Raw genomic sequence first — 14,099 nt, 5'->3', positions numbered from 1 at the left:
GGCCTTGTTTATTTGGGGCATCTAATATGCGGCCATGAAGCTCAGAAGGTCATGCCGTACGCTTACGCCTTCTGTGTTAGGCCACTCACTTTCCAATGATTGCGAAACATAGCCGGCGAAATTGCAAATTGTTTTTTGAAAGCTTTCGAGAAAGCCGTGCTATCCGAAAATCCGCAAATTTCGCTGATGACCGCAATAGAGATATGATCATCCTGCAGGAAGTTTCGAGCATGATCCAGTTTCAACTCCAGCGCCAATTTGGCCGGCGTGCGCCCGAATTGCGACAGGCATTGACGGTGAAACTGCCGCTCGCTCAAACCCATTTCGATCGCCATATCAGTTACGCTGGTGGTTTCGGAGAGCCGACTTTCGAGCCAGGGGATCAGCCTGTCCAGATTTGGCCCTGCCCGCTTTTGCAGCATTAGCGGGGCTGAATATTGTGATTGATTGCCCGGACGGATGACATGCACAACAATGTCCCTTGCAATCTGCAGCGCCGTCATTTCGTCAATATCCCGTCTGACCATCGCCAACGCAAGATCAATCCCGGTGGTAACGCCGGCCGACGTCCAGATTTTTCCGTCCTCGACAAAAATCGCATCTTTTTCGATCACGGTATTGGGCGCCATCTTGGCCAAATAGTCGACAGCCGACCAGTGGGTGACGGCGCGCTTATTATCCAATAGCCCGAGATGTGCGAGCACAAAGGCGCCACTGCAAATGGAAGCGACACGGTGGGCGATTGAGGAAGCTTCGGCCAGCCATACCAACAATGCTTCATCAGCAAGCGCGTTGAAAACGGATCTGGAGATGCCGCCGGGAATGATGATGGTGTCGGTCGATCGCACCTTGGGTAAATTTTCGAGCTGAAACACCAATCCATTCGATGCCCTGACACTGGCCTGTGTGCCGACATAGTGAACCGCATAGCACCCGGGCACGCGCATACTGGCAATGGAGAACACGTCGGCAGGCCCCACCAAGTCGAGCATTTGCAACCCTTCAAACCCCACAAATAGGATGCGTTCTGTTTTGGCAGTTATGGACATAACTATGTCATAACGGACATATCGGAATATATCTATCCCTCTGTCTTGGAAAATATGAAGGAGACAGAATCATGAAAATTCAGATGTTCATTTATCCGGGCATGACGCTGCTCGACCTGCTTGGCCCATTGCAGGTGTGGAGCGCTTGGCCCGGTGCAGAAATTCAAGTTATCGCCCAGTCCATGGATCCAGTGCCGACCGATAGCGCTCTAAGCGTTAATCCCACACATGTCCTTGATGAAGCCTGGGAGAACCCAGACATATTTTTCGTACCAGGCGGCACCGAAGGCACTTTTGCATTACTCGGCAACGAGGACATCCTTACCTTTCTGGAGCAACAAGGTGGTTCGGCCAAATGGATCACCAGCGTGTGCACAGGATCCATCTTGTTGGCGGCCGCAGGATTATTGTCCGGATACAAGGCGACATCCCACTGGATGGCGCGAGACATGCTCCCCGCTTTCGGCGCAGAGGTCGCAGAAGGCCGTTGGGTCATTGATCGCAACCGCGCTTCGGGTGGCGGGGTAACGGCCGGAATAGATTTTGGCCTGGCACTAATGGCACATATTTCTGGAGATGAAAAACTGGCGCAGCAGGTGCAGTTAATGCTGGAATATTCTCCCAACCCGCCATTTTCCTCAGGCACGCCAGAAGAAGCAGCGCCCGATGTCCTTGAATCAGTAACGGCATTTTTCAATGCCGAGCGTTCTGATCGCCGGGCAGAACTATTAGCTAGTAGCACAGCCCGTTATCAGAGCCGGCACAGCAATTGAGCAAGGCGGGAAGTGATGGATATGACCCGTATTGAACTGCGCTAAGAAGGGCGGTCAGAAGTCCATGTAAGCGCCCTGCTGAAGGGAGGTGATTTATTCATCTCCCTTCAGGCCGATTTGGACACCTAAATTGAAAAAATCGCTGACGGCCTGACGACCCGGACGGCAAGGATGCTGGCAAGCCTGAAATTTTTGGCGAAGAGGCAGATGGGTTTTGCTCAGCTCCATTGCGCTGGCCTCAATTGCGCTGGATTGATTACAAGGATCAGCCGCTCTTCGCCGGTGCCTTCAATGGGTGGAGAACGATGGATGGCGGGTACGTCCTGTGACCACAGACGGCCTTTGAACAGGGCAACATCGCCTGCCTTCATCTGCTGGATATTATGGGGATCACCGCAATCGCAATCGGCTGCGTCCTCACCGTCAAGCCATTGTGTTCCCTGTCCTAGATAAGTGGTTATCAGCCGCGCTGTGACATAATCCGTATGGAATTTCTTGCAGGCATTTGTGGTGACATGCTCCAGCCGGATTTCAACAAGCTCGGTCTGCATGACCTGAGCGAAGCGATTGGCGAGCGCGAGAATATCGATTTGCAACATATCCCGAGCAACACTTGTTTCATGCCCGGCATCATCCAGAGCATTGATGAGCATGTCAGGAAGCTCTTTGACACTCGCGGTGAAGCGGACATCAGCTATATCGTCCAGTTTAAGCTCCGACAGGCTTTGTGGTGCTGATCGTTCCCAAAGAGCAATCGACACGCCCTCATCTCGGATCGCGCTCAGGACTTTAGCCTTCCCGGCAATCAGCGCAATCGAACGCTCTTTCATATCCACGCTCATTCGGCCGGCTCCAGCATAGGTTGCGGCGCTTCCCATGCCGGGAAGGGATCGGCAAGTGTGTCCCATTGCTCCGGCGTAAAAGCATCAGTTTTGATCAGGCAGGCGTCGAGCTCGCGGCGGATACGCGCCTCGTCCATGCTGATACCAATGAACACCAGCTCCTGCCGCCGGTCGCCCCATATTGGATCCCAGTGCTTCATGACAAATTCTTCAAATGAACCATCTTCCGGCCACAGGTTTTTCGGAACGGCTGCCCACCAGCGGCCCATGCGCACAGTAATTGTCTGGCTGCCAGCTACAGCAAGCTCTCCCAAAAAATTGGGGCGAGTGGCTAACCAGAAATGGCCCTTTGCCCGAATAACAGTATCAAGCCCATTCTGTGTCAGAAAATCATAGAAGCGCGAGGGATCAAATGGGCGGCGGGCGCGGTAAACAAAACTCTCGACACCATATTCCTCGGTCTCGGGACGGTGGTCTGCATATCCGTATAATTCTTTGGCCCATAGCGGATGCATTTCCGCCTTTTCATCATCAAAAAGGCCGGTATCGAGTATCTCGTCAAGTTCAACCTCTGCATAATTTGCTTCGATGATCTTGGCATCGGCGTTGAGCGAGGCGACAACCTGTTTGACGACGGCCAGCTGTTCAGCGGATACTTCACCCACCTTGTTGACGATAACGACATCAGCAAATTCAATCTGTTCCACCAACAGGCTCACCAGACGACGGTCATCGCCTTCGCCTGCGGTTTCGCCGCGATCTGCAAGGAAATCATGGCTGGAATAGTCGTTCAGAAGATTAACCGCATCGACCACGGTCACCATGCAATCGAGCCTGGCAGCATCGCCGAGACATTGTCCTTCCTCATCGCGAAACGAGAAAGTAGCTGCGACTGGTAACGGTTCGGATACGCCCGTACTTTCAATTACGAGATAGTCGAAGCGGCCTTCCTCTGACAGCTTGCGCACCTCAAGCAGCAAATCATCCCGCAGCGTACAGCAGATGCAGCCATTGGTCATTTCAACCAGCGTCTCCTCAGATCGCGACAAAGCCGCTTCCCCGCCTCGCACGAGATCCGCGTCGATATTCACTTCCGACATATCATTTACAATTACCGCAACCCGCTTGCCATCACGGTTGCCGAGAATGTGGTTCAACAGCGTTGTTTTACCGGCTCCTAAAAAGCCGGAAAGGACGGTTACGGGTAAGCGCTTGCTGGAATCTGAAATCATAGAACTGCACCCTTGCGAATCATGTTATGTTGTATCATATCATCTGCGTCATAAATTCTAGTCGCGATGCCTGCAAGGAAAATACAAAAGTGCTCCCACAATATACCAATCGGTTTGAAACTTCCGCGCTACTCTTGTCAGGTCTTTGTGTTATCCATTGCTTAGGCATTCCGCTGCTTTTGGCTGCCATTCCTGCACTGGCCAATGTCTTGGCATTACCCGAAGCAGTGCATTTTTATATAGTCTTGCTCGCTTTGCCTTTAAGCCTGTCGGTTCTTGCATATGGTGCGTGTCAGCATAGGTCTGTCATCCCATTGGCAGTGGGCGCTGCAGGGCTTTTGTCCATGACAGTCGCCCTTACCGCGAAACATCATAGCGATGAAATTATCCTGAGCAGTATCGGCGCCATGATTGTGGCCTTTGCCCATATCAATAACTGGAAGCGTCGTTCGCGATGCGCAGCCGATAGCGGTGTTTGAAATTGAAGCGCCGGAAAGCCTTTGTTGTAGATGAACAGGTCTGGAAAATTCTGATCAACAGCACCCGGCCCGTCGGCGCATATCAAATAGCCGATATGATACCCCCGACAGCAACGTCACAAGTATACCGGGCTCTTGAACGTCTCGTCTCAACCGGCAAAGCAAAACGGATAGCTGCGCGTAACGCTTTTGTTGCAGCATCTCCCAAAACCAATGTAATAGTCATTTGCCGAAAATGTGGTGAATTTAAATTGCTTGAAAGCCCCGATGCAATCGAAGGATTGGGAAGACATTGCGACAAGCGTAGTTTTCAGATGAGTCAGATCTTTCTTGAAATGACCGGGACCTGTCGGGGTTGCCGTCAGTGATGGGGATACTGGATCGACTATATCCAATCAGATTGGGCTTGGACAAACAATAGAGATGATGTATCATATCATTTATGATCGGTACTAAAAATGTTCGAACTATCGCGATTCTGTCTCTGGCAATGGTGAGCTTTGGCACACCGGCACATGCTTGCCGTTTTCATGACGAATTTGGCATGCAACGGTTTAGTCCGTTTCAAGCAGAACCATATGACAACAGCAGCTCATGGAATGCCAGCCTCAACCAACACAGAAAGATGACCCCAATACCGAAAACGCAGGATCCAGATAACGCGCCTGCCGACGAAACATCGAACGACAAGCAGAAGGAAGATGAACGGCAAAGCCTGACATCGGGTACATCCAGCGATCCGTCTGGTGACAAGGCTTTGTTTCACTAAAACCATGTTGCTTGAAATTGAGAATCTTGATTATAATATTAATGAAAAGCCGTTGTTTTCGGGTTTTAAGCTCTCAATAGAGGAACAAAATCATCATCTTCTCACCGGCCCCTCTGGTTCAGGAAAAACAACACTCATCCATTTGATTTGCGGCCTGTTGTCGCCGGAAAAAGGGGCTATCAGAGTGGCAGGCCATGATATGGCAGCGATCTCCGAAAGCGGGCGGGATAAAATCCGGCGCGAACATATCGGGATTGTTTTCCAGACGTTGCGGCTGGTTTCTGCGCTGGATTTGTCGGCCAATCTTTTGCTGGCTCAGCGCCTGTCGCGTGGCACCACCGATGCGCCGTTGATCGCTTCTCTGTTAGAGAGGCTCGGCATAGCGCACCGCGCCAAAGCGAAGCCCCATCAGTTGAGTCAAGGCGAAGCACAGCGGGCTGCAATTGCCAGAGCACTGGTTACCCGGCCCCGGCTGCTTATTGCCGATGAACCAACCTCAGCGCTTGATGAGGCCAATGCCGGGCAGGTCGCCGATCTCTTGCTGGAATGTGCTGCGGACTATGGTGTCACGTTGCTCATCGCCACCCATGACGACCGGCTGACTCCGCTGTTTCCTAATCGCATTGCTCTAACAGAACATATGTTGAAAGCGGCCTGATCCATGTTTCGACTCGCTCTTGCCTATTTGCGTGATCGAAGTCTCACCACCGCACTCAACATCCTGTTGCTCGGAATTTCTGTGGCCATGCTGGTCCTGCTGGTGCAATTTGGAAACCAGCTTTCCAGCCGTCTCGACCGCGATGCGCAAGGTGTTGATCTGGTCGTGGGCGCGAAGGGCTCGCCGCTACAACTCATCCTGTCGAGCATTTTTCATATCGACCAGCCGACCGGCAATATCCCGCTCGAAAGCCTTAACATGTTGCGCCGTGATCCGGCGGTAAAAGCGGCCATTCCCTTGGCACTGGGGGATAATTTTGATGGTTACCGGATCGTCGGAACAGACGCATCCTATGCGGCGTTTTATGACGGCGAAATCGCACAAGGAAAAATGTTCGAAAAGCCAATGGACGCGGTTCTGGGTGCTGCGGTCGCAAAAACAACCGGCGCGCAGCTTGGACAGCAGTTTATTGGCAGCCATGGCCTGGAAACGGAAGAAGGCGATGGACAGGGGCACGATCATGCGCCTTTTGAAACCGTTGGTATATTGGCCCCAACGGGCACCGTCATCGACCGCCTTATCCTAACTTCGGTTGAGAGTGTCTGGGACGTCCACGGTATAGAACATGATCATGACGAACATGAAGATCACGAAAAAGCCGGACACGACCATGACCACGATGGGGGCCATGATCATGATACCGATGACGAGACGCTGTCCGCGCGCGGTGGCTTGCAACCCGAACTCACTGCCATATTGGTAAGCTATCGCAATGCAGCAGGAGCTATCCGCATTCCTGCCATGATCAACCGCCAGACCGAGATGCAAGCCGCAACACCAGCAGTAGAAACGGCGCGCTTGCTAGCCTTATTTGGTGCAGGAATAGAGGGCGCACGGATATTCGCCTGGATACTCGCGGCCACTGGCGGCCTCGCCATTTTTATAGCGCTGTTGAACATGGCCCGCGCACGTGAGGGCGACCTTGCGCTATTGCGGGTAATGGGAGCCAGCAAGGTCCAGGTTTTTGGTACTATATTACTGGAAGGCCTGATAACCGCTACGGCCGGAGCGGTGCTGGGGATAGCAACCGCACACGCAGCGCTTTTTGTTGCCACTCGCAGTTTTCAGACACTCAGTGATCTCGGGCTCAGCGCCACACTGTTTCTTCCCGCTGAGCTTGGGATCTTCGCCGCTGTTCTGCTGATCGGCATTATCGCCGCGCTTATCCCCGCAGCGCGCATTTTCCGCATTAACCTGGCGAATACCCTCGCCCGAACATCATGAGGTTGTCCATGAAAATCCTTTACGCCATAGTCTTCGCATCAGCACTTTCCTTAACCGCTGCACCAGTGCCCGCCGCCATGCAAGATGGCGGTAAGGCACCTATAAAAGACGTCTGGAAACCCGCCGCGACCCCGAAAGGCGGAACATCATGGGCTGTTCTGGAAGGAACAAAAGAGAAAACGCGAAAGGGTAAAGACGGTTATATCTACTCAAAACCTCTATTTACACCAGCCGTGAAATCCCTTGCAGGAAAGCGTATCAAGGTGGCCGGTTGGATGACACCACTGGAAAAAGGCGCAAAACAGAAGAGGTTCGTATTGCTTGCTTATCCTCCGGGATGTCCCTTCCATTTCCACGCGATGCCGAACCAGTTTATTGAAGTACTGGCCGACATTCCCTTCCCCACGGACGAGAGGAAGATGCATATTGTCAGCGGCATTCTTGAACTCACCGGCCAGGACGAAAGCGGAATTTTCTACCGCCTCAAAGCTGCGAGCCCGTCATAGAGCTGGATAACCCATTTTGATGCATTCTGTTTCCGCTTCTCGTGCGTTGGACGACAGTGCCTTATTCACAGCAAAATGCGTGCAAGCTAACGTCCGCTCGCGATGAAGCTCCACAGATCTAATGTCCGCTTTGGGCGCAAAAGCGGACATTAGAAAAGCAGAAGCAGCCCTTCCGCTCACGACCCAATTGCGGACACCAATGTTAACTTCATTCTCTTTCGACAGCGAATTTCATTGCTGCTGCCATAATAGCTGTCGCTATACCAGGTTCGGCAGCGGAATGGCCCGCGCCATCAATGATCTGTAAGCTAGCCTCTGGCCACCGCTGGTGAAGCTCCCATGCCGTCAGCATTGGTGTAACAAGGTCATGTCGCCCTTGGATCATGACCGTCGGAATGTGACGGATTGTATCGATACCATCGAGCAATTGATCATCCGATTCCATGAAGCTTGCGTGATGAAAATAGTGACACGAAGTCCGGCCCATCGCGAGCGCAAATTCATCGGTCAGGTTCTCGACATAATCCGGATTGGGAACCAGGGTCATGATCGCAAATTCCCATAGGCACCATGCACGGCTTGCGGCCAATTGCACTGCCTCATCATCTCCCGTGACACGGCGGTAATAGGCGGACAGCATATCGCCCCTTTCCTCTTCGGGTATTAGCGCCTCAAAAGCCTCCCAATAGTCAGGATAGACCGCCTTAGGCCCTTCTTGCATTGCCCAACGCATTTCCTTTTTTCGGTCAAGGAATAGTCCTCTAAGGATCAGTTCTGTTACTCTTTCAGGATGTGTTTGCGCATAGGCCAATGCCAAAGTACTGCCCCACGAACCGCCGCAAATCTGCCACGCAGCTATGCCTAGGTGTTGACGGATGATCTCCATATCGCTGACGAGATGCCAGGTCGTGTTGGCTTCTAGCGATGCATGCGGCGTGCTTTGGCCGCAGCCTCTTTGATCGAAATGGACAATCCGGTAAATTTCAGGATCAAAGAACTGGCGCGTTGCAGGAGAATTCCCAGCTCCGGGTCCGCCATGCAGATAAACAACCGGCTTGCCGTTGGGGTTGCCGGATTGTTCAACAAACACTTTGTGGCTGTCACCAACATCCAAGAGCGCCGTTGCATAGGGCTCTATAGAGGGGAATAGGTCGGTCATCTTATTCCTTTTCGTGCACGCTAATCTATAAACTCAAACTGTTGTTCAAACGGTGGCCATCCGTGCGCCTGCCAACAAAAGGGCACCGCCAGCAATGCGATTGATCAGTCGGACAATCCACTCTTTGACACGGCCACTAGTCAATCGATCGCCGGCATATGCATAAAGAGCGTAGGAAATGAAATCGAGGATCACAGTCGTTAGGCCCATAATCAGCATTTGGACCACGATAGGTCGTGACGCATCCAGAAACTGGGGAAGAATAGCCGCAAAATACAGAAGTGCTTTTGGGTTTGCGAACTCAACCAGAAACCCTTTGCCAAACAGTGAGGCAGCGGATTGCAGCTTACCTGTCGGGAATTGAATACCGCCCGATTTGCTGAAAATGGCCGATAGTCCGAGATAAACCAGATAGGCTACTCCGACCCACTTGATTGCATTGAAAATGAGCGGGGATGCGATCAGCAGAGATGCGATGCCCATTGCGGACAGCAGGAAATAGACTGCATTGGCCGAGGCCACGCCAAGGACACCAAATGTGGCGCGCTTGTGGCCATTGCCTGCACCTTGAGCTGCGATGGCGATTGCTGCGGGGCCCGGAACAAAAATCACAACGGCCGTGGTGAAAAAGAAAATGAGATAGATTCCCAGTTCCATGGAAGCCTCCTATTGCTGAACATTGTATAGTTGTTTATGGTTATGGCCGTATAATATTCGGCATCAAGGAGTTTTAGACTTATGGAGAAAGATACGAATGACGTTCAGCAGAAACGGGCATCGCAGCTGGTTGTTGATGATACCGACCGAAAAATATTAGGCGCGCTTTCGGAAGATTCCTCGCAATCCTATTCCGACCTTGGCTCGAAAGTGCATCTTTCGGCACCAGCCGTGCATGAGCGGGTAAAGAAATTGAAAGCCGCTGGCGTAATTACCAAGAACACGATAGGCTTAGACGGCGCAAAAATTGGGCGTCCACTTCTGGCCTTTATCCATGTGAATTACACTGGAGCCAAGGCGAGAGAGAATTTTGCCAAGCTGCATGAGGACGCAGATGTCGAAGAAATTCACAGCGTCGCAGGAGATTCCTGCCTCTTGATAAAGGCGCGGTGTGAAAGCACCAATGCACTTGATGAGCTCTTGGTCAGGATGCGGGAGTTTGGCGAGGTCACCAACACGCGCAGTCATATTGTTCTGACGACCTTGCTCGAGCGTGGACCGCAGCCGATCTTGGATTAAAGGGTCCGCTTCCCACCCCAATAGTCGCCGTAAAAAAGACGAAAGCTAGTGTCCGCTTTCGGGATAAAGCGGACACGCGAACTCCGTCCAGACAAACCACTTTTCTACACAAGCCAGACCAATTACTTTCGCGTTGCTCTCTCAGCGATGGACATTCGTCAGGCTTCCCGGTCCATTTTTCATGCCCGAAATCCATGGGAATTTTTCCCGATTTGGGTTCAATCTGGCTAATCGCCGCCCAAAATCCAGTCCACTGCCGCATCGGCGTGGATTTCCGTGCTGTCATATATCGGAAGGATATTCGCTTTCGCATCAACGATCATTGCCAATTCTGTTGATGCCAGAACGACCGCATCTACTTCCTGCTTGGCAATATCGGTGATGAAGGTTTTCAACGTGCGTTCTGAATCCCGAGTGACCTTGTTGAACATCAATTCTTCATAGATGATCCGGTCAATCTCTTCGACCCGGTCTTCATTAGGCGGGGTCAGAGTGATGCCCTTGCCGACCAAACGCTTGCGATAAAAGCCCTCGGTCATCACATTGCGCGTACCAATGAGGGTTGCCGTTTTCGCCCCGTCTGCAATCATTTTGTCGCCCACTAAGTCGGCAATATGCATAACCGGCACGCCGACTTCGGGCGCGACCTGTTCATAAATTTTGTGCATTGCGTTGGAGCAAATCAGGATCGCGGTCGCCCCAGATTGCTCCAGCCGCTTGGCAGAACGCGTCATCAGGCCAGCCGCCGCATCCCAGTCGTCATTGGATTGCAGCCGCGCATAGTCGTTGAAATTGACGCTTTCCATCAACAGATGCGCGCTGGCAAAGCCGCCCAGCTTGCGCTGCACTTCGCCGTTGATTCGGCGATAATAGCGCTCGGTCGAAACCCACGACATCCCGCCAATCAAACCAATTTTACGCATCAATATTGTCCCTGACAAAGTTATCCGCTTTGCCAGAATTAGGTCCTGCTAAAGCGATTTCACGATATCTTCGCACATTTTCTTTGCATCCGACAGTAACATCATGGTCTGATCCATGTAAAATACTTCATTGTCGACACCGGCATAGCCGACGCCGCCCATAGAGCGTTTGATGAAGAAGATCGTCTTGGCCTTGTCGACATCGAAAACCGGCATGCCGTAAATGGGCGAGCCTTTGTCCGTCTTCGCTGCCGGGTTGACCACATCATTGGCGCCGATAATGAACGCGACATCGGCCTGCGCAAATTCGCTGTTAATATCTTCCAGCTCAAACACCTCGTCATAAGGCACATTGGCTTCGGCAAGCAGCACGTTCATATGGCCCGGCATCCGGCCTGCCACTGGGTGAATGGCATATTTGACGTTCACGCCCTCTTCTTTGAGCATATCACCCATTTCCCGCAAAGCATGCTGGGCCTGCGCAACCGCCATGCCATAGCCTGGAATGATGATCACGCTCTCGGCCTGCTTCATCATATAGGCTGCATCTTCGGCAGAGCCCCGTTTATACGGCCGATCGATCTTCTCTGCACCATCCGCCGGGCCACTAGCGGCGCCAAAGCCGCCAGCTATCACGCTGATAAAGCTGCGGTTCATCGCCTTGCACATGATGTAGGACAGGATCGCACCGGAGGAGCCAACCAGCGCCCCGGTAATGATCATTGCGGTGTTGCCAAGCGTAAAGCCCATTGCCGCTGCGGCCCAGCCGGAATAGCTGTTCAGCATCGACACAACGACCGGCATATCCGCGCCGCCAATGGGGATGATCAGCAGGAAGCCGATGATAAAAGCCAGCGCCAGAATGATCCAGAAGACCATCGCCGTTTCCGCCGTTGGCAGGATCGCAAAATAGGCGGTTAAGCCGATGATGCCGGCAAGCACGCCAAGATTGATGACGTGGCGGCCCGGCAGCATGATGGGCGCACCGGACATATTGCCGTTGAGTTTCAGGAAGGCGATAACCGAACCGGAGAAGGTAATCGCGCCAATGGCAACACCCAGGCCGAGTTCGATGCGGCTGACGACCAATAGCTCGCCTGCACTATCCAATATGCCAAAGGCACCGGGATTGAGATAGGCAGCGACGCCAACCAGCACCGCGGCCATACCGACAAGACTATGAAAACCGGCCACAAGTTGCGGCATATCGGTCATCGCGATCTTACGTGCGACGATGAACCCGAAACCGCCACCAATAGCAATCGCCACACCGATTTCCGGCAGGCTGGCGACATCATGGGTGATCAACGTGGTGACCACAGCGATCAACATACCAATCATGCCATAGCGGTTACCCGCCCGGCTGGATTCCGGAGATGACAGGCCGCGCAGGGCCAGAATGAACAACACGCCCGAGATAAGATATGCCACGGCGACCCATGGATTTACCGCTTCGCCGGATGCAGCCATTGCTGGCGTGGCAAAGAATAGCGCCGCTGCGCCCCCGATAACTGGCCCCAATAATCCGCGCATTATTTGCGCTCCTTTTTCTTGTACATGGCGAGCATCCGCTCGGTCACGGCAAAGCCGCCAAATATGTTCACGCTGGCCAGAACAACGCCCACCAGACCCAGCCATTTCGCGGTCTGACCGCCATCAGCCTGCGATCCCGCCGCCGCCGCAATCAACGCCCCGACAATGATCACCGAGGAGATAGCATTGGTCACCGCCATCAACGGCGTATGCAAAGCCGGTGTCACCGACCAGACGACATAATAGCCTACAAAACAGGCCATCACGAAAATTGAGAGAATTGATATAAAGTCCATTTTAATGCCTCCTAGTTCGCCAGAAGGCGCTCATTCACAACTTTACCGTCTTTTGTCAGACGGATGCCCAGTGTCACCTCGTCATCATCGGGTAGTACCGGCCGCTTGGCCTCTTCGTCCCAATAGGCGCTGAGGAAATTATAGAGGTTGCGGGCAAACAAAGCCGAGCTATCGGCCGCCATGGTCGATGGCATATTGTTCGCGCCATAGATTTTGACACCATGTTTCTCAACAACCTTGCCAGCCACAGCGCCTTCGACATTGCCGCCTTGTTCGGCGGCCAAATCAACGATCACACTGCCCGTCCGCATGGTTGCGATCTGGGCATCACTAATCAGTCGCGGTGCCGGACGTCCGGGGATCAGCGCGGTGGTAATCACAATATCCTGCTTGGCGATATGCTTGGATACCAGTTCAGCTTGCGCCTTTTGATATTCCTCGCTCATTTCGGTGGCATAGCCGCCTGTGCCTTCGCCTTCGATACCAGCGACATCCTCAACGAAAATCGGCTTCGCGCCGAGCGATTGAATCTGTTCCTTGGTCGCGGCCCGTACATCGGTTGCCGATACCTGAGCTCCAAGACGGCGAGCTGTCGCAATCGCCTGTAAACCGGCAACGCCGACGCCCATGACGAAACATTTTGCCGCCGACACCGTGCCAGCCGCCGTCATCATCATCGGGAAAGCGCGTCCATAATGCGAACCCGCCTCTATGACGGCCTTGTAACCTGAAAGATTTGATTGCGAGGACAGGATATCCATTGACTGTGCCCGGGTAATCCGCGGCATGAATTCCATCGCCAGCGCATCAATGCCGAGCCCCGCATATTCATCAACCCGTGCCCGTTCGCCAAAAGGATTGAGGCTGGCCACCAGCCACGCGCCCTTTTTCATACCCTTGAGCGATTTAGGCTCCGGACCCTGAACGCCCAGCACAATATCGGCATCTTTCAAGACCGCTGCACGCGTGCCAATACTGGCCCCTTGTGCTTCATAATCCGCATCCGCAATCGAAGCGGACAGGCCAGCCCCTTTTTCCACCGCCATCGTCGCCCCAAGGCCAGTGAACTTCTTCACCGTTTCCGGAGAAGCACTAACCCGCTGCTCACCGTCGGCGAGTTCTTTCAATACCGCTATTTTCAAGGATTATTCCAATCAGGTAACAAGAAGAATGATGACCAATATCGTCACCAGGGCCGTGATGATCGATCCGATCTTCAGCCAGGACAAAAAGCGCCCATAAGTCTCTTCTGCAGATTTCATATTATTGTCAGAAGCCATGATTCCTCCAAATATTCGAATAAAGATTGCCGCTGCTCTAACCATATATATCGCATCGCTCAAGGCCCCGCGGACTGATT

17 protein-coding genes are annotated in these 14,099 nt (G+C 52.9%); 7 read left to right on the top strand and 10 right to left on the bottom strand.

Annotated elements, in window-relative coordinates; genetic code table 11:
* Nucleotides 1-62: 62 nt before the first annotated feature.
* Nucleotides 63-1,049: a DJ-1/PfpI family protein gene (locus tag ABJM21_RS00545; RefSeq protein ID WP_348301799.1), complete on the bottom strand. Its 987-nt coding sequence runs from the start codon at nt 1,047-1,049 to the stop codon at nt 63-65.
* A 71-nt stretch (nt 1,050-1,120) separates the two neighbouring features.
* Between ABJM21_RS00545 and ABJM21_RS00540 the strand changes: the two genes are divergently transcribed.
* Nucleotides 1,121-1,822: a DJ-1/PfpI family protein gene (locus ABJM21_RS00540; RefSeq protein ID WP_348301798.1), complete on the top strand. Its 702-nt coding sequence runs from the start codon at nt 1,121-1,123 to the stop codon at nt 1,820-1,822.
* Nucleotides 1,823-2,040: 218 nt separating this feature from the next.
* Here the strand turns inward: ABJM21_RS00540 and ABJM21_RS00535 are convergent, their stop codons facing one another.
* Both ABJM21_RS00535 and ABJM21_RS00530 read right to left on the bottom strand, forming a co-directional pair.
* Entirely contained in the window at nt 2,041-2,664 is a 624-nt protein-coding gene (locus ABJM21_RS00535; RefSeq protein WP_348301797.1) for a DUF1826 domain-containing protein, read from the bottom strand.
* Nucleotides 2,661-3,896 carry a GTP-binding protein gene (locus ABJM21_RS00530; protein ID WP_348301796.1) on the bottom strand — a complete coding sequence of 412 codons (1,236 nt, stop codon included), beginning with the start codon at nt 3,894-3,896 and terminating at the stop codon, nt 2,661-2,663. The genes ABJM21_RS00535 and ABJM21_RS00530 overlap by 4 nt, the downstream gene beginning before the upstream one ends.
* Before the next feature lie 26 nt (nt 3,897-3,922).
* On the opposite strand from ABJM21_RS00530, the gene ABJM21_RS00525 reads away from it, so the two are divergent.
* The 5 genes from ABJM21_RS00525 (at nt 3,923) to ABJM21_RS00505 (ending at nt 7,592) form a co-directional block, all read left to right on the top strand.
* On the top strand, nt 3,923-4,375 hold the full coding sequence (locus ABJM21_RS00525; protein ID WP_348301795.1) for a MerC domain-containing protein: 453 nt from the start codon (nt 3,923-3,925) through the stop codon (nt 4,373-4,375).
* A 442-nt stretch (nt 4,376-4,817) separates the two neighbouring features.
* On the top strand, nt 4,818-5,144 hold the full coding sequence (locus ABJM21_RS00520; protein WP_348301794.1) for a hypothetical protein: 327 nt from the start codon (nt 4,818-4,820) through the stop codon (nt 5,142-5,144).
* A gap of 4 nt (nt 5,145-5,148) precedes the next feature.
* Complete coding sequence (locus tag ABJM21_RS00515; RefSeq protein ID WP_348301793.1) at nt 5,149-5,802, top strand: ATP-binding cassette domain-containing protein; 654 nt, start codon at nt 5,149-5,151, stop codon at nt 5,800-5,802.
* Between the two features lie 3 nt (nt 5,803-5,805).
* Nucleotides 5,806-7,086, top strand: a complete 1,281-nt coding sequence (locus ABJM21_RS00510; protein WP_348301792.1) for an FtsX-like permease family protein — start codon at nt 5,806-5,808, stop codon at nt 7,084-7,086.
* A gap of 8 nt (nt 7,087-7,094) precedes the next feature.
* Nucleotides 7,095-7,592, top strand: coding sequence for a DUF3299 domain-containing protein (locus ABJM21_RS00505; RefSeq protein ID WP_348301791.1), 498 nt, complete (start codon nt 7,095-7,097; stop codon nt 7,590-7,592).
* 208 nt (nt 7,593-7,800) lie between these two features.
* Here the strand turns inward: ABJM21_RS00505 and pip are convergent, their stop codons facing one another.
* The gene (pip, locus tag ABJM21_RS00500) at nt 7,801-8,751 is read right to left on the bottom strand and encodes a prolyl aminopeptidase (protein WP_348301790.1); all 951 of its coding nucleotides are present in this window, start codon (nt 8,749-8,751) and stop codon (nt 7,801-7,803) included.
* Nucleotides 8,752-8,796: 45 nt separating this feature from the next.
* The gene (locus tag ABJM21_RS00495) at nt 8,797-9,408 is read right to left on the bottom strand and encodes a LysE family translocator (RefSeq protein ID WP_348301789.1); all 612 of its coding nucleotides are present in this window, start codon (nt 9,406-9,408) and stop codon (nt 8,797-8,799) included.
* An 81-nt stretch (nt 9,409-9,489) separates the two neighbouring features.
* On the opposite strand from ABJM21_RS00495, the gene ABJM21_RS00490 reads away from it, so the two are divergent.
* Entirely contained in the window at nt 9,490-9,987 is a 498-nt protein-coding gene (locus tag ABJM21_RS00490) for an Lrp/AsnC family transcriptional regulator (RefSeq protein WP_348301788.1), read from the top strand.
* Nucleotides 9,988-10,214: 227 nt separating this feature from the next.
* On the opposite strand, the gene ABJM21_RS00485 is transcribed toward ABJM21_RS00490, so the two are convergent.
* From ABJM21_RS00485 to ABJM21_RS00465, 5 genes are all read right to left on the bottom strand, one after another.
* Entirely contained in the window at nt 10,215-10,910 is a 696-nt protein-coding gene (locus ABJM21_RS00485) for an amino acid racemase (RefSeq protein WP_348301787.1), read from the bottom strand.
* A gap of 48 nt (nt 10,911-10,958) precedes the next feature.
* Nucleotides 10,959-12,380 (bottom strand): NAD(P)(+) transhydrogenase (Re/Si-specific) subunit beta, encoded by a 1,422-nt coding sequence (locus ABJM21_RS00480; protein ID WP_348301823.1) that lies wholly within the window; start codon nt 12,378-12,380, stop codon nt 10,959-10,961.
* A gap of 62 nt (nt 12,381-12,442) precedes the next feature.
* Entirely contained in the window at nt 12,443-12,739 is a 297-nt protein-coding gene (locus ABJM21_RS00475; protein WP_066743604.1) for an NAD(P) transhydrogenase subunit alpha, read from the bottom strand.
* A gap of 11 nt (nt 12,740-12,750) precedes the next feature.
* On the bottom strand, nt 12,751-13,881 hold the full coding sequence (locus tag ABJM21_RS00470) for a Re/Si-specific NAD(P)(+) transhydrogenase subunit alpha (RefSeq protein WP_348301786.1): 1,131 nt from the start codon (nt 13,879-13,881) through the stop codon (nt 12,751-12,753).
* Nucleotides 13,882-13,893: 12 nt separating this feature from the next.
* Nucleotides 13,894-14,019, bottom strand: a complete 126-nt coding sequence (locus ABJM21_RS00465) for an aa3-type cytochrome c oxidase subunit IV (protein WP_348301785.1) — start codon at nt 14,017-14,019, stop codon at nt 13,894-13,896.
* Between the last annotated feature and the right edge of the window lie 80 nt (nt 14,020-14,099).

This window comes from Parasphingorhabdus sp. (assembly GCF_039977335.1).
GTDB lineage: Bacteria > Pseudomonadota > Alphaproteobacteria > Sphingomonadales > Sphingomonadaceae > Parasphingorhabdus.
This window is presented reverse-complemented; position numbering and strand designations above follow the sequence as displayed.

Coding starts and splice junctions, on each gene's coding strand:
- ABJM21_RS00545 (WP_348301799.1), bottom strand. CDS start 1,049: ATGTCCATAACTGCCAAAACAGAACGCATCCTATTTGTGGGGTTTGAA.
- ABJM21_RS00540 (WP_348301798.1), top strand. CDS start 1,121: ATGAAAATTCAGATGTTCATTTATCCGGGCATGACGCTGCTCGACCTG.
- ABJM21_RS00535 (WP_348301797.1), bottom strand. CDS start 2,664: ATGAGCGTGGATATGAAAGAGCGTTCGATTGCGCTGATTGCCGGGAAG.
- ABJM21_RS00530 (WP_348301796.1), bottom strand. CDS start 3,896: ATGATTTCAGATTCCAGCAAGCGCTTACCCGTAACCGTCCTTTCCGGC.
- ABJM21_RS00525 (WP_348301795.1), top strand. CDS start 3,923: ATGTTGTATCATATCATCTGCGTCATAAATTCTAGTCGCGATGCCTGC.
- ABJM21_RS00520 (WP_348301794.1), top strand. CDS start 4,818: ATGATCGGTACTAAAAATGTTCGAACTATCGCGATTCTGTCTCTGGCA.
- ABJM21_RS00515 (WP_348301793.1), top strand. CDS start 5,149: ATGTTGCTTGAAATTGAGAATCTTGATTATAATATTAATGAAAAGCCG.
- ABJM21_RS00510 (WP_348301792.1), top strand. CDS start 5,806: ATGTTTCGACTCGCTCTTGCCTATTTGCGTGATCGAAGTCTCACCACC.
- ABJM21_RS00505 (WP_348301791.1), top strand. CDS start 7,095: ATGAAAATCCTTTACGCCATAGTCTTCGCATCAGCACTTTCCTTAACC.
- pip (WP_348301790.1), bottom strand. CDS start 8,751: ATGACCGACCTATTCCCCTCTATAGAGCCCTATGCAACGGCGCTCTTG.
- ABJM21_RS00495 (WP_348301789.1), bottom strand. CDS start 9,408: ATGGAACTGGGAATCTATCTCATTTTCTTTTTCACCACGGCCGTTGTG.
- ABJM21_RS00490 (WP_348301788.1), top strand. CDS start 9,490: ATGGAGAAAGATACGAATGACGTTCAGCAGAAACGGGCATCGCAGCTG.
- ABJM21_RS00485 (WP_348301787.1), bottom strand. CDS start 10,910: ATGCGTAAAATTGGTTTGATTGGCGGGATGTCGTGGGTTTCGACCGAG.
- ABJM21_RS00480 (WP_348301823.1), bottom strand. CDS start 12,380: ATGGCTGCATCCGGCGAAGCGGTAAATCCATGGGTCGCCGTGGCATAT.
- ABJM21_RS00475 (WP_066743604.1), bottom strand. CDS start 12,739: ATGGACTTTATATCAATTCTCTCAATTTTCGTGATGGCCTGTTTTGTA.
- ABJM21_RS00465 (WP_348301785.1), bottom strand. CDS start 14,019: ATGGCTTCTGACAATAATATGAAATCTGCAGAAGAGACTTATGGGCGC.